This is a genomic window from Xenorhabdus poinarii G6, from assembly GCF_000968175.1.
Taxonomy (GTDB): domain Bacteria; phylum Pseudomonadota; class Gammaproteobacteria; order Enterobacterales; family Enterobacteriaceae; genus Xenorhabdus; species Xenorhabdus poinarii.
Window position 1 is genome coordinate 3,168,352 of sequence record NZ_FO704551.1, and the last position, 15,463, is coordinate 3,183,814.

At 43.7% G+C, this 15,463-nt stretch carries 12 protein-coding genes, 2 pseudogenes and 1 riboswitch; of the genes and pseudogenes, 10 read left to right on the plus strand and 4 right to left on the minus strand.

Annotated features, from left to right (window positions below; all coding sequences use genetic code 11):
- Window positions 1-51 precede the first annotated feature (51 nt).
- Window positions 52-156: riboswitch (TPP riboswitch) on the plus strand.
- A gap of 148 nt (window positions 157-304) precedes the next feature.
- Genes thiB through thiQ form a run of 3 tightly spaced genes read left to right on the plus strand, consistent with a single transcriptional unit; the run spans window position 305 to window position 3,538 of the window.
- Entirely contained in the window at window positions 305-1,270 is a 966-nt protein-coding gene (gene thiB / locus XPG1_RS14635; protein WP_173425909.1) for a thiamine ABC transporter substrate binding subunit, read from the plus strand.
- Window positions 1,246-2,856 (plus strand): thiamine/thiamine pyrophosphate ABC transporter permease ThiP, encoded by a 1,611-nt coding sequence (gene thiP, locus XPG1_RS14640; protein ID WP_045959732.1) that lies wholly within the window; start codon window positions 1,246-1,248, stop codon window positions 2,854-2,856. The genes thiB and thiP overlap by 25 nt, the downstream gene beginning before the upstream one ends.
- On the plus strand, window positions 2,843-3,538 hold the full coding sequence (thiQ, locus tag XPG1_RS14645; RefSeq protein WP_045959734.1) for a thiamine ABC transporter ATP-binding protein ThiQ: 696 nt from the start codon (window positions 2,843-2,845) through the stop codon (window positions 3,536-3,538). The genes thiP and thiQ overlap by 14 nt, the downstream gene beginning before the upstream one ends.
- 27 nt (window positions 3,539-3,565) lie before the next feature.
- Here the strand turns inward: thiQ and XPG1_RS14650 are convergent.
- A pseudogene (locus XPG1_RS14650) lies at window positions 3,566-5,239 on the minus strand (ArnT family glycosyltransferase); the annotation flags it as partial.
- A 138-nt stretch (window positions 5,240-5,377) separates the two neighbouring features.
- Between XPG1_RS14650 and XPG1_RS14655 the strand changes: the two are divergent.
- The 4 genes and pseudogenes from XPG1_RS14655 (at window position 5,378) to XPG1_RS14670 (ending at window position 8,250) form a co-directional block, all read left to right on the plus strand.
- Entirely contained in the window at window positions 5,378-5,656 is a 279-nt protein-coding gene (locus XPG1_RS14655) for a GNAT family protein (protein WP_052708318.1), read from the plus strand.
- A 58-nt stretch (window positions 5,657-5,714) separates the two neighbouring features.
- Complete coding sequence (locus XPG1_RS14660) at window positions 5,715-6,845, plus strand: ISAs1 family transposase (protein ID WP_045957846.1); 1,131 nt, start codon at window positions 5,715-5,717, stop codon at window positions 6,843-6,845.
- 28 nt (window positions 6,846-6,873) lie between these two features.
- Window positions 6,874-7,068 (plus strand): annotated as a pseudogene (locus XPG1_RS14665) (GNAT family N-acetyltransferase); the annotation flags it as partial.
- 243 nt (window positions 7,069-7,311) lie between these two features.
- Complete coding sequence (locus XPG1_RS14670) at window positions 7,312-8,250, plus strand: VirK/YbjX family protein (protein WP_045959735.1); 939 nt, start codon at window positions 7,312-7,314, stop codon at window positions 8,248-8,250.
- A gap of 32 nt (window positions 8,251-8,282) precedes the next feature.
- Here the strand turns inward: XPG1_RS14670 and XPG1_RS14675 are convergent, their stop codons facing one another.
- Window positions 8,283-8,879 carry a GNAT family N-acetyltransferase gene (locus XPG1_RS14675; RefSeq protein WP_045959736.1) on the minus strand — a complete coding sequence of 199 codons (597 nt, stop codon included), beginning with the start codon at window positions 8,877-8,879 and terminating at the stop codon, window positions 8,283-8,285.
- 356 nt (window positions 8,880-9,235) lie between these two features.
- On the opposite strand from XPG1_RS14675, the gene XPG1_RS14680 reads away from it, so the two are divergent.
- On the plus strand, window positions 9,236-11,257 hold the full coding sequence (locus XPG1_RS14680; RefSeq protein ID WP_045959738.1) for an oxidoreductase: 2,022 nt from the start codon (window positions 9,236-9,238) through the stop codon (window positions 11,255-11,257).
- 61 nt (window positions 11,258-11,318) lie between these two features.
- Here the strand turns inward: XPG1_RS14680 and sstT are convergent, their stop codons facing one another.
- Entirely contained in the window at window positions 11,319-12,563 is a 1,245-nt protein-coding gene (gene sstT, locus XPG1_RS14685) for a serine/threonine transporter SstT (RefSeq protein WP_045959739.1), read from the minus strand.
- Between the two features lie 686 nt (window positions 12,564-13,249).
- On the opposite strand from sstT, the gene XPG1_RS14690 reads away from it, so the two are divergent.
- Window positions 13,250-13,918 carry a DedA family protein gene (locus XPG1_RS14690; protein ID WP_045959740.1) on the plus strand — a complete coding sequence of 223 codons (669 nt, stop codon included), beginning with the start codon at window positions 13,250-13,252 and terminating at the stop codon, window positions 13,916-13,918.
- Between the two features lie 139 nt (window positions 13,919-14,057).
- Complete coding sequence (tnpA, locus tag XPG1_RS19340; RefSeq protein ID WP_436286812.1) at window positions 14,058-14,189, plus strand: IS66 family insertion sequence element accessory protein TnpA; 132 nt, start codon at window positions 14,058-14,060, stop codon at window positions 14,187-14,189.
- 190 nt (window positions 14,190-14,379) lie between these two features.
- On the opposite strand, the gene XPG1_RS14695 is transcribed toward tnpA, so the two are convergent.
- Entirely contained in the window at window positions 14,380-15,378 is a 999-nt protein-coding gene (locus XPG1_RS14695) for a Gfo/Idh/MocA family protein (protein ID WP_045959741.1), read from the minus strand.
- Between the last annotated feature and the right edge of the window lie 85 nt (window positions 15,379-15,463).

Consider the following 15,463-nt stretch of genomic DNA (forward strand, 5'->3'; position numbering starts at 1 on the left):
TAAACCTCTATGATTGGACTTTGCAGACGTAGCCGAAGTCTCTACAATACCCCCATCTCAACGGGGTGCTGTTGTGACAACACAACACTGCTGAGAATAAACCCGTCGAACCTGAACCGGCTAGTACCGTCGTAGGGATTTGAGATGCTAATCATTAGTGTGATCAATGTAATTTTTATTTAGCACCTTCTCAGATCCTTTGCCACTGCTAATAACGGTTGATATTCATCACGATGATCAATCATCACTACAGGAGAGCAAAGTGTTTAAGAAACTCTTTTCTGGCTTTATTGCGGCTGTCAGTATGCTGTCTATTTCTGCCTGTGTTTTTGCTCAGGAGAAGCCGACACTGACGGTGTATACTTATGATTCCTTTGCCTCTGAATGGGGGGCAGGGCCTGCCATCAAAACAGCCTTTGAAGCAGAATGCGGCTGTGAGCTGAAATTCGTTGCGCTGGAAGATGGCGTCTCCTTGCTGAACCGTTTGCGCCTCGAAGGTAAAAAAACCCCCGCCGATATTATATTGGGGTTAGATAACAATCTGATTCAGGCCGCGCAGAAAACCGGGTTATTCACCCCAAGTCACGTCGATACCTCAAAACTGAAATTACCGATTACATGGAACAATACGACATTTATTCCTTATGATTACGGCTATTTTGCCTTTATTTACAACAAAAACACCTTACCGCATCCGCCCAAAAGTATGGATGAATTAATCAATAATCCGCAAAATTGGAAGATTATTTATCAGGACCCGCGCACCAGTACCCCCGGTTTGGGGTTGCTGCTCTGGATGCAAAATCTCTATGGTGACAACACCGCACAAGCATGGCAGAAAATTGCCAGAAAAACACTCACGGTCACTAAAGGCTGGAGTGAAGCCTACGGCCTGTTTCTGAAAGGTGAGGGAGATATGGTTTTGAGTTATACCACGTCACCGGCTTACCACATCATGTCAGAGAAAAAAGATAACTATGCCGCCGCTATCTTTGAAGAAGGGCACTATTTACAGATTGAAGTGGCCGCCCAAATCACCACCAGCAAACAGCCGGAACTGGCACAAAAGTTTATGAATTTTATGATCTCGCCTGCATTTCAGCGCGTTTTGCCAACCACGCAATGGATGTATCCGGTGATTGATATTCCTCTACCGGACGTTTTCAAACACCTTCCTGTTCCTGAAAAATCGCTGCAATTCAATGCTGATGATGTAGCAAAACACCGTACCAAATGGATCCGTACATGGCAAAGCGCTGTCAGCCGTTAATCGCGGGTTGGTTATTGCCGGGGGTTATTGCCTCCGGCTTATTGATACTTGTTGCCTTGTCAGCCTTCGGGACGCTGTGGTTTTATGCCCCTGAAAGCGATTGGCAGGCACTTCTGGATGACCGTTATCTTTGGCATGTCATTCGGTTTACCTTCTGGCAGGCATTGCTCTCTGCCCTCTGCTCGGTATTTCCGGCGCTTTTTCTTGCCCGGGCACTTTATCGCCGCCATTTTCCGGGAAAAAGGCTATTTCTGCGCTTATGTGCCATGACCTTGATCCTGCCTGTTTTGGTGGCTTTGTTTGGCATCCTTACCGTTTATGGTCAAACTGGCTGGCTGGCAAAGCTCGCCCAATGGATCGGTGTTGAATATCGTTTCACGCCTTACGGGTTGCAGGGCATTCTGCTGGCACATATTTTCTTCAATATGCCAATGGCGACCCGATTATTGCTGCAATCTCTGGAGAGTATTGCCATTGAGCAACGTCAACTCGCCGCTCAACTGGGCATGAATGAATGGCAGCATTTTCGTTTTATCGAGTGGCCTTATCTGCGCCGCCAGATCCTGCCGACTGGCGCCCTGATTTTCATGCTGTGCTTTGCCAGTTTCGCCACGGTTCTCACCCTGGGGGGTGGCCCGGCAGCCACCACCATTGAACTGGCCATTTATCAGACGCTCAGTTACGACTATGATCTGAATCAGGCTGCCTTGCTTGCCTTGATCCAGCTTGTATGTTGCCTCGGTTTGGTTCTCCTGAGCCAAAAACTCAAAGGCGCACTTTCTGTAGGCTATGGACATCAACAACAATGGCGCAATCCACAAGATTCCTGGCGGCAAAAATGCTTGGATGGCTTATTGATTGGCCTCGCGTTACTGCTGTTACTTCCGCCTTTATTGGCGGTTATCATTGATGGTCTGAACCGGGGGATGATGGGTGTCCTCAGCCAACCCGCTTTATGGCAAGCTCTGACAACCTCGATCATCATTGCTGTGGGGGCAGGATTGCTGTGCGTCATGCTAACCCTGATGTTGCTATGGAGCAGCCGCGAATTACGTTTACGTCACGCCCCTCGCTGGGGACAGGCGATGGAAACCAGTGGATTGTTGATCCTTGCCATGCCGGGCATTGTGCTGGCGACCGGTTTCTTTCTCCTGTTGAACACCACCATTGGTCTCCCCCAATCACCTTATGGCTTAGTTATCCTGACCAACGCCCTGATGGCGATCCCTTACGCCTTCAAGGTATTGGAAAATCCCATGCACGATCTGGCGGAACGTTACAATCCCCTGTGTCGTTCTCTCAATATCCGAGGGCTTCACCGCCTGCGCTGGATAGAACTGAAAGCATTAAAAATGCCTTTGGCACAAGCATTAGCGTTTGCCTGTGTATTATCCATCGGGGATTTTGGTGTGGTCGCTTTATTTGGCAATGACGATTTCCGTACCTTGCCGTATTACCTTTATCAACAAATTGGGGCATATCGTAGTCAGGATGGGGCAGTCACGGCGTTTCTGCTGCTTTTGCTGTGCTTTATTTTATTCACTGTCATTGAACACTTACCGAGCCGACGTCATGATCACACTTGAAAACATTATTTATCGTTATGAACACCTTGCCATGCATTTTCATGTGAGTATAAAAGCCGGAGAGCGCGTTGCGATCTTTGGCCCAAGTGGTGCGGGTAAAAGTACATTGTTAAGTTTAATGGCGGGGTTTCAGTCTCCCAAGCAGGGGAATATTTGGCTAAATGGTGAAAATCATACCAATACCCCACCTGCAAGACGGCCTGTTTCGATGCTCTTTCAGGAAAATAACCTGTTTTCCCATTTAACCATTGAGCAAAATATTGGTTTGGGATTACATCCCGGATTGCGGTTGGATAGTGAACAAAAGAAAACTCTCCGGCAAATTGCCTCTCAGGTCGCACTGGAGGCGTGTTTATCCCGCCTGCCAGCCCAACTTTCTGGCGGTCAACGCCAACGGGCAGCATTGGCGCGTTGTTTGGTTCGCCATCAGCCTATTTTATTGCTGGACGAACCATTTTCCGCGCTTGATCCTGCTTTACGTAATGAAATGCTGGAATTACTGGCGCAAATATGCCGTGAACGCCAAATCACGTTATTGATGGTGTCCCATAATCTTGAGGATGCCGCCAAAATTGCGCCCCGTTCTTTGCTGATTGTGGACGGCCGCATTCATTACGATGGAGACACGGCGAAGCTGGTGACTGGCGAGGCTGAAGAAGCGGTGATATTGGGGATAGGCTAAGTCAGTATTTGTTGTTTTATCCAATGTCACTTTTTTATAAACCACTAAGTTTTCACGATCTTCGTCCGGTCGGTGACCAGACCAAAATAACACCATACCTTTGGGAGCGGGGGCGATTTCTCTGGATAATACAATCAGCCAATCGCATTTTTCAGGTGTATCAAACGCTTTTTGCTGTTGATGCAAGATATGCGCAAAGTAATAAAGCATCGGCGCTTCAGATTCTCCGAGATTATAGGATGCCATACAATCATTCATCTGATATTCCCCCGATATTTCATGTTTTAAGTCAAGAAATACCGCTTTATACCCCTTAGCGTAGTCAATCCAGCCAACAAATAAGGTAAAGACGATCCCCCACACGGTAGCAATACCTAAAACCCAATGTTGAGCGGCACGTAACGCCGGGGATTTGGAAAGCAGCCAGCGTTTAGACAGCCATAAAACCGTTATCAAAGCAGCCAGCGTCACAAGCAGGCCTGAAAAATGCATCTGATAACTCATGGGCAACCATCGACTAAAGGGGGATAACCAATGCTTATCATCGGGGGAAAGTGACAAAAAATAACAAACCCATAAAAATATCACCAGCACAGACCACAGTATGGAAGAGAATAGAGTTAAATATTGATAGATAATTTTAGGGAGTTTAATAAATACGTTCGTGGCTAAAATCGCCATCGGTGCAATAAAAGGTAATAAATATAATGCGCGGCCAGAGGCCGATATTTGCAATGAAATGACGCCGAGGACAACAAATACAGCGCAAAGGAAATTGTTTTTATCCGACAATACTTTTATGGGATGCATCAATATAAAGATAAAAGCCAATATTCCCGATGGCAAAGCAAACAATAACACGGCTTCGGGGATCATGGTCAAATTTCCCCGCGCACCAAGAGAGTCAACCGAAAAACCTAAAAAGCGGCCGATATTGTTATCCCAAAACCAAACTTTAAATAAATCGGGCTGTTCAATAAAGAGTAAGACCGGCCACGGCAGAATTAAGATCAGGGCAATAATCCCTGATACTAAAGCATTCAGTCCATACTGCCTGGTTCGACAATGTTTAAGAAAAACAGGCGCCAGAACAAGGCAAATCCATAATAATCCTGGAATAAACACCCCTTTTGATAACAGCGTCACAACCGTACCCATAATCAACCATAAACAGGAGTAACCGGTTTTTTCATGTTTGATTAATCCCAACAAACCATATAATCCAATGGTTGTTCCGGCGATTAAAGCAGTATCCGTAAACATATCATGGCTGTGACGAACCAATCCGGGGGCGCTGGCATATAAAGCAAACGCTATCCATATCCGATTATCGGTCAGATTTTTGCTATCAAAGACACGACGAGCCAACACAATAAAAAAGGAAAAATTAATCACAGAAAAAAATAACGTGGCGGTTCTGGCGGCATCGTGCATTGGTAGCCAGTGGGATAGCAAATGGATAAATGACGTCGCCGTCCAATAATACAAAGGGGGCTTTTCCATAAAAGGCTGCCCCGCATTCATGGTGACTAACCAATTCTCGGTTTCATACATGGTTTGAATAATCCCAAAACTGTAATTTTCATCTTGTTTCCAGGGAGTATGTCCATAAATACCGGGGAATAAATACAGAGCAATAAAAGTCACAAATAAGAGTAACGCTTTAATATCGGCTTGAGTCAGTTTATTGGAATTATTCATTCATATTTACCAAATTCAGTTAATATTCGTTTTCTCAAAGAATCAGAGGTTGCAATAACACTCTTCAATATGATAGACAGTATTAGCAAAAGTGATGAAATATGCATGCGATAAGCGCAAAAAAAGCAGAGGAATGAAATGCAAATACAACACGCCGTCAAAGCAGATTTTGTGACATTGATTCAGGTTTGGGAGGCGTCAGTCCTCGCCACTCACGATTTTTTGCCCAAAGCCATGATTGACATTTTGCGCCCGCAAATCCTTAACGATTATCTGCCCAAGCTCACGGTTTATAAGGCGTTCGATGAACACGATAATATCGTCGGATTTATCGCGACTCATCAACATCGAGTAGAAATGTTGTTTATTGCACCACAAGCCAGGGCAAGATCGCGAATGTTTTTTAGCCAACGGTAAATTAAGTTGATTCGAGTAAATAGCTGTGATCTTATACTCTCTTTTGAGAGTCAATACCATGTACCTTGACAGTTTCACTGACCATTTCTCCGATATCAAAGACCCACGCCAGACGGCCAAAGTGGCCTATCCTTTATTTGACATTTTGTTTGCCACCCTTTGCGCGATTATTGCGGGGGCGGAGGGCTGGAGTGATATTCAGGAATATACTGAAGGCCATCATGACTGGTTTCTTAAACAAGGTATGTTCAAAGAAGGCGTTCCTGTTGATGACACCATTGCCCGGGTCCTTTCTCGCATCAAACCAGAACAATTTAATCTCTGTTTTATCAACTGGATGCGTTCTGTTCACCAACTCACCAAAGGGGAATTAGTGGCGATCGACGGTAAAGTATTGCGTGGCTCTTATCATCGTGAAGATCGTTATTCAACTCTCCACATGGTGAGTGCTTACGCCGCTGCAAACCAACTCGTCATTGGTCAGGTCAGAACACAAAGTAAGTCAAATGAGATCACTGCCATCCCTGAACTGATTAAGTTATTGGAACTGAAAGGCGCCCTCATTTCCATTGATGCAATGGGATGTCAAACCCAGATAGCCCGGGACATTATTGAGGCGGGCGCTGATTATTTGCTGAGTGTGAAAGACAATCAGAAAAATCTCCACCGTGTAGTCAGGGAGGCACTGGCGGGACAACTCTCCGGGTCATTGACAAGAGAAAAAGTACACATAGAACAGGGGCATGGACGTATTGAAATTAGGCAAAGTCATGTCATGGATGCGAGTTCATTAGTCGCCCATTTCCCGGAATGGCCTGAATTAAAAACAGTTGGCGTGACAGTCGGATACCGGCAAGAAAAAGGAAAATCCGCCAGCCTGGAATACCGTTACGCCATCAGTTCTGCAGAGTTAACAGAAGAACAGTTTGCTCAGGCCATACGTAGCCACTGGCAGATCGAAAATAATCTTCACTGGATACTGGATGTCTCCTTTCGGGAAGATGACTGCAAAATTTACCGTAAAAATGCAGCGGAAAACATCGCGATATTGAGACGGGTCGCGTTAAATATGTTAAAAAAAGAAACGACTAAATTAAGTATCAGAATGAAACGTAAACGAGCCTGGATGAAAATCGGCTTTTTGGAGCAGGTATTACAAGCAGGGTTTTCCGGTTTGGATGATATTTGAACATTCATGCGGTTGCCCTACACCACAAGCACGGGGAACCGGGGTGGGTAAGAGGTTATTACAATTTGCCATTCATAAATTGCAAATCAACGAATTGGATGTCAACGAGCAAAATACACAGGGTGTTGGTTTCTATCAACATATGGGATTTCGGGTTGTTTCTCGTTCAGAAATTGATGGGCAAGGAAATCCGTTTCCTTTATTACATATGAAATTGGCCTGAAACTCATTTCTGAAACCCATTAATTATGGGTTTCACCTGATGTTTATAAAAAGAACAATCCATAAGGAAAGAAAATAATTAATTCTCAATTATATAAAATAAAAATAAGCAATTATTTTATATAAAGAATAAATAACCTTAAAGTAATGGAATGTTTTGTAAACAACAAAGTGGCGTTAGATAAATAAATGGTATAATGACCTGTTTATCATTATTTTTTATTTGTTCCGAGTCTAAGCACTAATGAATAATCTACAAAAACCCGCGTCTTCAGGAATGAAGCTGTTTGCTGATCTTATTGGAAAACGAGTGACACCCGGTGAACTCTGGCAATCACCTGGCACTCGCACTAAATTTGCACTGCGCAGTATGTTTACCCCCGTTTCAACATTGAAGCTGCTGAATGATCTTGTCAAGATACCTCATTATTTAGCTATTTTAAAAAAACAACCGAGTCTGCCGTGTAAATTACATCGTCCATACTTAAGTATTAATTTTAAACGTAAACAAATTGTGAACGCATTGAGTGAACACTATGAATTATTGTTTAAGAAATTAGAGCCTGCCATTATTAGCAAAATCTTTGATACTCATGCTTATTTACTGGCGACCATTCAAGGTAAAAATGAAACATTTTTTATATATATTGATTCACTGGATAATCTCAATAAAGAAGGTGAATTATCCTTATATATTACCACCGCCGAAAATACCATTCTGGCTAAGTGTGCATTCACTTTATTAAATATCGATGGCAAACAAACATTATTTATTGGTGTATTACAAGGCCCGGCCAAAAGGGATAATTCTCTGGATATTATCCGTCACGCCACAAAAGAGTGTTATGGATTATTTCCTAAGCGACTGTTAATTGAGGCTATTTGTTGTTTTGCCGAACACATGCATTGTGAGCAGATCTTCGCGGTCAGCAACGAAACACATATTTACCGTAATATCCGTTATTGGCATAAAAAGAAAAATAAGATGGTGGCTGATTATAATGCCTTTTGGGAATCCCTGAGTGGAGTCAGAAAAGAAAATAATGACTTCCAATTGCCATCATTCATCGAAAGAAAATCGTTGGATGAGATCCCCAGTAAAAAACGCGCAGAATACCGCCGTCGTTATCAATTACTGGATGATCTGGAAAACAGTATCAAGGTATCCCTTACCACAGCCTGATGTTCTGTCAGAAAGGAATACTCATTGAGAACTCAACGTGGCTTCGTCATCAACCATGTAAGGTGGGTTTTGATGGCGGGCCATTCATGGAGAAGAATACTATAAACACAAGTATCCCGTAACGACCCGTCTTTAGCGCGTATATGATGGCGCAAAACCCCATCCAGCTTCGCCCCCAACCGTTCAATCGCGCTGCGGCTTTGGTGATTTAAAAAATGGGTACGTAATTCCACTGCGACACATCCCAATTCTTCAAATGCATACTGCAATAATAAAAACTTGGTTTCCGTATTAATCGCGGTGCGTTGAACTGAACGTGCATACCATGTAGATCCTATTTCCAACCGGGGAATATCCGCAACGATATTCATATACGTTGTCATCCCCACTGCCATTCCCGTTACATTATCAACGACAGTAAAAGGCAACATGCTGCCATTCGTCTGCAGCGTTAATCGACGATCAATCTCCGTACTAACCTCTGCCGGATCAGGCACACTGGCATACCACAGTTTATGTAATTGCCCGTCTTCAATGGCAAGAACAAGTTCATCATGCCTATCATGCGACAAAGGCACCAACGTCACACTTTTTCCTGACAACGTCACCCAATCTGTTATTTTTCCCATAACGACCTTATCCCTATTTATTGCAGATATATTTGATTATTTTGGTATTTAACCCTGTTCAACACGCATTATTGTGACCAAACCATACATATTAAAGTATGCACAGTGCACACAGCGCATGACTGAAAGGATACAGTAATCTTAAATAAGAAACGTTTCCACCCATAATGAATTTTCATTAATGTACGATTAATGGTGCTATTTCATGATGTTTGTCACAATCAATTAACAAAATGATTCCAATCATGCCGGAACTGTCTAAATTTGATCATCATCTCATCCGACCACTTGGCAACATAGCACCATACAGAAATCATAATATTAATTGAGCGACCAAATATTTGATGGAGAATGCAATGAGCAATTACTCTCACCTGTTTGCACCACTGGATTTGGGCTTCACCACACTAAAAAACCGTGTCTTAATGGGTTCAATGCATACGGGGCTTGAAGAACACCCGGACGGAGCCCAACGTTTAGCGCAATTTTATGCCGAACGGGCAGCGGGCGGTGTCGCCTTGATTGTCACTGGCGGTATCGCACCAAACCAACAGGGCGTTGTCACAGCCGGGGCAAGTGTCCTGGATAGTGAAGATGCCCTGCCGCATCACCAGTGCATTACCGATGCGGTACATCAGGCCGGGGGAAAGATTGCTTTGCAGATCCTGCATACCGGACGTTACAGCTATCAGAAAAACGCCGTCGCGCCTTCAGCCATCCAGGCGCCGATTAATCCCTTTACCCCACGAGAAATGTCGGAGGAGGATATCCAGCAGACCATCCAGGATTTTGCTCGCTGCGCCCAACTGGCGCAACAAGCCGGTTATGATGGCGTGGAAATCATGGGTTCAGAAGGTTACCTGATCAATCAATTTCTGGTGACCCGCACAAACCATCGACAAGACAAATGGGGTGGCAGCTTCGAAAACCGGATGCGTTTTGCGATAGAAATTGTCAATGCTGTCCGCGCGATTGCAGGCGCGCATTTTATTATCATCTACCGCCTCTCGATGCTGGATTTAGTCGAAGAGGGTTCGAACTGGCAAGAAATCGAGCAACTGGCACGGGAAATTGAAAAAGCGGGCGCTTCCATCATCAATACCGGTATCGGCTGGCATGAAGCCCGTATTCCAACCATTGCAACGATGGTGCCCAGAGCAGGTTTCAGTTGGGTCACGCAAAAATTGATGGGGAAAGTCGGCATTCCTTTAATTACAACCAATCGCATCAACGATCCTCAAGTTGCCGAACAAATTCTGCGTGAAGGCTGCGCGGATATGGTTTCTATGGCTCGCCCTTTCCTTGCCGATGCCGAATTCATGTTGAAAGCCGAACAAAACCGGGCTGATGAAATCAATACGTGTATTGGCTGTAATCAGGCCTGTCTGGACCGTATTTTTGTTGGTAAGTTGACATCTTGTCTGGTCAATCCCCGCGCCTGCCATGAAACCGAATTGACTTACACGCCGGTAAAGGCACCCAAAACTATCGCTGTCGTTGGTGCAGGGCCTGCGGGATTATCCTTTGCCGTTACCGCCGCTAGCCGGGGACATCATGTCACGCTATTTGAACGTGAAAATCAAATTGGCGGGCAATTTAATATCGCTAAACAAATTCCCGGTAAAGAAGAGTTCCATGAAACCTTACGCTATTTTGGACGCCAGTTAGCACTGAATGGTGTCACATTGTGTCTCAATCACACGGTAACCGCTGAGCAACTTTCATCGTTTGATGAAGTTGTTATCGCCACCGGGATCATGCCACGCACACCCAATATCGATGGCATTGCACATGAAAAGGTACTGACTTACCTTGATGTATTGAAATATAAGCGCCCCGTCGGAAAACGCGTTGCCATTATCGGCGCCGGGGGCATTGGCTTTGATACGGCTGAGTACCTGAGTCAAAGCGGACAGAGCACCAGCCTGAGTAGTCATGCATTTAGCCATGAATGGGGCATTGACCAGACGATAACACATCGGGGCGGGCTGCGGCCAGCTGGCGCACAAGTCGCGCCTTCACCACGAAAAATTTATCTGCTACAACGGAAGGATAGCAAAGTCGGTGAAAGCCTGGGGAAAACCACGGGGTGGGTACATAGAGCAAGTTTATCTCTGCGGGGCGTTACAATGCTCAACAGCGTGCAATATCTAAAAATCGATGATCAAGGATTGCATATCCGCCGTGGTGATAAACAACAATGCCTTGAAGTGGATAATGTGATTATTTGTGCCGGTCAGGAGCCTTTAAAAACGCTCTACTTACCGTTACAGGCAATGGGAAAAAGTGTGCATGTGATTGGCGGGGCAGATATCGCCGCCGAATTGGATGCTCGCAGAGCTATCGATCAAGGCACTCGATTGGCACTTACGTTGTAAAGCAAGAACGGTGATAATTATCCATTATCACCGTTCTTCTTCTAACTCACGAATAATTTGATTAACGCTGTGTCAATTGAGCTGCGGCTGTACGAGTCTCTTCAGCTTGGCAAACAGCGGCGGTAAATAGCACATCAGTGGATGAGTTCAATGCAGTTTCAACCGAATCTTGTACAACACCGATAATCATCCCCACAGCAACAACCTGCATAGCAATTTCATTGGAAATACCAAACATGCTACATCCCAATGGAATCAACAATAAAGAACCGCCTACTACACCTGAAGTTCCACATGCAGCCACTGCAGACACGACACTCAATAAAACGGCGGTTGGTAGATCAATAGGGATACCCAATGTATTCACAGCAGCTAATGTCAATACGGTAATGGTAACAGCCGCCCCTCCCATATTGATAATGGATCCTAAAGGAATAGAAATAGAATAAGTATCTTCATGTAAATTCATCCGGCGGCACATTGCCATATTGACAGGGATATTAGCGGCTGAACTACGGGTAAAGAACGCAGTCACGCCACTTTCGCGCAAGCAGTCAAAAACCAGGGGATAAGGATTGCGGCGAATTTTCCAATAAACAATCAATGGATTAATGACTAATGCGACAAAAATCATACAACCTAGCAATACCGACAACAATTGTACATAGCTTAATAAAGCATTAAACCCGGTTGTAGCAATCGTTGTCGATATCAATCCAAAAATGCCAATAGGCGCAAAACGGATAATCACACGCAAGACTTGTGATACCCCTTCGGCCAAATCCTGCATCATAGACTTGGTTGATTCCGTTCCATGACGTAAAGCAATACCTAACCCCGTTGCCCATGCCAATATACCGATATAGTTAGCATTGAGTAGCGCATCAATAGGATTGGCAACGATATTAAGTAGTACTCCTCTCAGAACTTCAATAATATCTTCTGGTGGTGATATTTTGATGTTATTCACCACCAACTGCAATGTCGATGGGAACAACATACTACCCGCAACTGCTACACATGCGGATAAAAATGTTCCAATGATGTAGAGGAATAAGATCGGACGAACACGACTTTTTCGACCTGTTTTATGGTTTGCAATTGAAGACATAACGAGCACCCACACTAAAACAGGCGCAGCTGCTTTCAAAGCCCCAATAAACAGTGTTCCCAATATACCAACTGACTTAGCCGCAGAAGGCGCCAGCCATGCCAGTAATATCCCTAGTATTAAGCCAAACAGGATTTGTTTGACCAGGCTTCCCTGTACAATATAATGCACAAAACCTCGCTGTTGTTTTTCCATAGTCTATCCATTTTGTCTTTGTGATTCGTTGAACCTGATGTTTTCTGTGTTTGCTTTCCCAATATCAGGGAAATGATGAAAACGACAACGCATGATTTACTGCAATATACAGACAACCCTAAAATTTATAACATTTTATTCACATTTATGTGATCGAAACTGCAATTTTCCGCTCAAAATAGCGACGTATTGCAGCCTGCCAAACAGTGAGAAAATAAAAAATCCCCGTTTAAATTGAAGTAATTATAGAATTCCCAATGACAATATTTTGCATCGGTTATTTATCTCATACCTGTCATCACAAAGGATGCGTTTTTGTTAACTGACTGAATGCTCTCGCGTAGATTTAGCGGCTATGACAACAACATTTAAACCTTTCATACGATAAATTGCCGATGAATATTATTTTGAGAAAACTTGTTAAATGATTCATTCATCGATGTCTCGAAATGAACTGACTTTTACATTCGGTCTATGTTTAATTGATCAGCAAAATTGTCTATCTCGCTACTGTTGATTTTGCTAAAGTGTCCCTGTCAATCTTTATGCCCCCTTAAAGGGATATCAAGCGCATTTTATGACATCGAGTTTTGATGCTTTGTATTTCAAAGTGTCCAATAGAAATTCACCATAAATGCACCATAAAAGTAAGATGCAATTCTTAACCCGCGTTTTAGGAACATTTGATGGAAATTGTAACAGACCTGATTTATGCACTTTGGCACCAAGATTACGAAACACTGGCGAACCCCTCCTTAGTATGGGCAATTTATATTTTGCTATTTATCATCCTTTTTCTGGAAAACGGCCTATTACCCGCTGCGTTTTTACCCGGTGATAGTCTCTTGATATTAGTCGGTGTCTTGATTGCTAAAGAGGCCATGAGCTTTCCTATCACCCTCGCCATTCTCACCGCCGGGGCAAGCCTTGGCTGCTGGGTCGGATATCTTCAGGGAAGATGGCTTGGTAATACGAAAATCGTTCAGGGCTGTCTGTCACATCTTCCTGCACATTACCATCAGCGCGCGCATAATTTGTTCCACCGCCATGGTTTGTCGGCCTTGTTGATTGGCCGTTTCCTGGCGTTTATCAGAACATTACTGCCAACCTTAGCGGGTCTTGCCGGGCTAAGAAATGGGCGCTTCCAAATATTCAATTGGCTGAGCGGCTTCCTGTGGGTCACTATCCTGACAACATTGGGCTATGCGCTCGGTAAAAGCCCGCTGTTCCGCCAATACGAAGAATATCTGATGAATTTTCTGATGCTTTTACCCCTCGGTTTGTTGTTTATCGGATTAATTGGTAGCCTGACCGTCATTTGGCGTAAAAAACGCGCCAATAATGCCTCCCGATAACCCGTTGCATTTTCCTGTGGTATGTTTTGCTGATACCACAGGACATGACCTTTTCGTAAGCACACGGTGAACTCACCTTGCTGAGTTTTTTTCGTTCCAGCAGGATGGGAACCCGGTTTTATTCGATACGAGGTTTCCGATGCCAACATTACGCTACACATCACGAGAACAGCAGCAACGACAACACGTCACCGACTGGCAAGCCAGCGGCCTGACCCAAACACAGTACGCGCGGCAGCATCAACTCAGCCCCAAACCCCTCTCCCGCTGATGACACAAGACCCGAATGAACTGCACCAACTGGCACAGGGATTTCATGCCAACTTAGTCAAAGAATGCGAAAAAAATCACGCCCTGATGCAGCATATCCAGGAACTGGAAGCCACTCCCGAAACCGTTGGCGGAAACCCTCCGTCAGACCTTTCAACCGCAAGATTCAGTATTGTCCAGCGCACCGTCCATCACATCACTATAGTTGGACGTGGTTCCATCTTTGCAAGACGATAACAAATATCTATTAATTTCATTGTTTCTAAAGATTCATCTAATGGAATAGGAGAAATGCTATGTTGTAGGTAATCTAGAAATGATTGTAATTGATGAGTGTAACTATAAGTTTTTCCTAATTTTTCTATTACTGTCGTTTGATTAGTCTCAATCAATATACGATCATCCATATGTGGGTGTAAGAAATTGAAAGCAAAAATTCTACCTTTTTCACCTATGAATTCAATCGTGAATTCTATTCTATCACCTCCCATATCACAATGAACCGTTCCTATTAATCCATTTGGGTAATTTACTATAACATCTGCTTTCTCATCTACTCCTGAATTTTTCAGTCTTTCATGAGTCCGGCACTTGTATATCTGAGGCCCGCCTCCCCCAAATGATATCAGACGATTAAAAATATGCATGGCATAACACCCTAAATCCATTAGAGCTCCTCCGGCCAACTCAAGCGACCATCGTGGATCATGAACAGGAGCTTCTGGCATAATCATTACAATGTTTATTTTTTTTAATTTACCAATAACACCTATATTGAGTAATTCATTTATTCTTATCCAAACTGGATGGAAGCTGTAATGAAATCCCTCCATAAGAAAACTATTTGTGCTACGTACTATTTCACAAATTGTACTCGCTTCACTTTCATTGCTAGAAAAAGGTTTTTCTGTTAAGACATGCTTACCCGATTTAATCGCTTTTATATTCCATGGCCCATGTAATCCATTTGGCAGTGGATTATATATAATATCAATTTTTGGATCATCAATGAGTTGCTGATAAGTGTTATGGTAACGTGTGAAATTGTGCTGTTTAGCAAATTTTCTCGCCTTTTCTGGATCTCGCGCTGCAACTGAATAAAGCTCAACATTCATTGATTTAGCAGGTAAAACAATTCCTAGCTCTACTATTCTAGCTGTACTTAATACACCAATTTTAAATTTTGACATGTTTATTTATCCTTATTTTTCATGCAAAAATTATACATGCCTGAGGATTTTTGCAATTTTGTTTTCTTTAGCAAAAATTTTGCTC

Bases quoted from the DNA above. Each gene is read 5' to 3' on its own strand.
- thiB (WP_173425909.1), top strand. From the start codon at position 305: ATGCTGTCTATTTCTGCCTGTGTTTTTGCTCAGGAGAAGCCGACACTG.
- thiP (WP_045959732.1), top strand. From the start codon at position 1,246: ATGGCAAAGCGCTGTCAGCCGTTAATCGCGGGTTGGTTATTGCCGGGG.
- thiQ (WP_045959734.1), top strand. From the start codon at position 2,843: ATGATCACACTTGAAAACATTATTTATCGTTATGAACACCTTGCCATG.
- XPG1_RS14655 (WP_052708318.1), top strand. From the start codon at position 5,378: ATGCAAATACAACACGCCGTCAAAGCAGATTTTGTGACATTGATTCAG.
- XPG1_RS14660 (WP_045957846.1), top strand. From the start codon at position 5,715: ATGTACCTTGACAGTTTCACTGACCATTTCTCCGATATCAAAGACCCA.
- XPG1_RS14670 (WP_045959735.1), top strand. From the start codon at position 7,312: ATGAATAATCTACAAAAACCCGCGTCTTCAGGAATGAAGCTGTTTGCT.
- XPG1_RS14675 (WP_045959736.1), bottom strand. From the start codon at position 8,879: ATGGGAAAAATAACAGATTGGGTGACGTTGTCAGGAAAAAGTGTGACG.
- XPG1_RS14680 (WP_045959738.1), top strand. From the start codon at position 9,236: ATGAGCAATTACTCTCACCTGTTTGCACCACTGGATTTGGGCTTCACC.
- sstT (WP_045959739.1), bottom strand. From the start codon at position 12,563: ATGGAAAAACAACAGCGAGGTTTTGTGCATTATATTGTACAGGGAAGC.
- XPG1_RS14690 (WP_045959740.1), top strand. From the start codon at position 13,250: ATGGAAATTGTAACAGACCTGATTTATGCACTTTGGCACCAAGATTAC.
- tnpA (WP_436286812.1), top strand. From the start codon at position 14,058: ATGCCAACATTACGCTACACATCACGAGAACAGCAGCAACGACAACAC.
- XPG1_RS14695 (WP_045959741.1), bottom strand. From the start codon at position 15,378: ATGTCAAAATTTAAAATTGGTGTATTAAGTACAGCTAGAATAGTAGAG.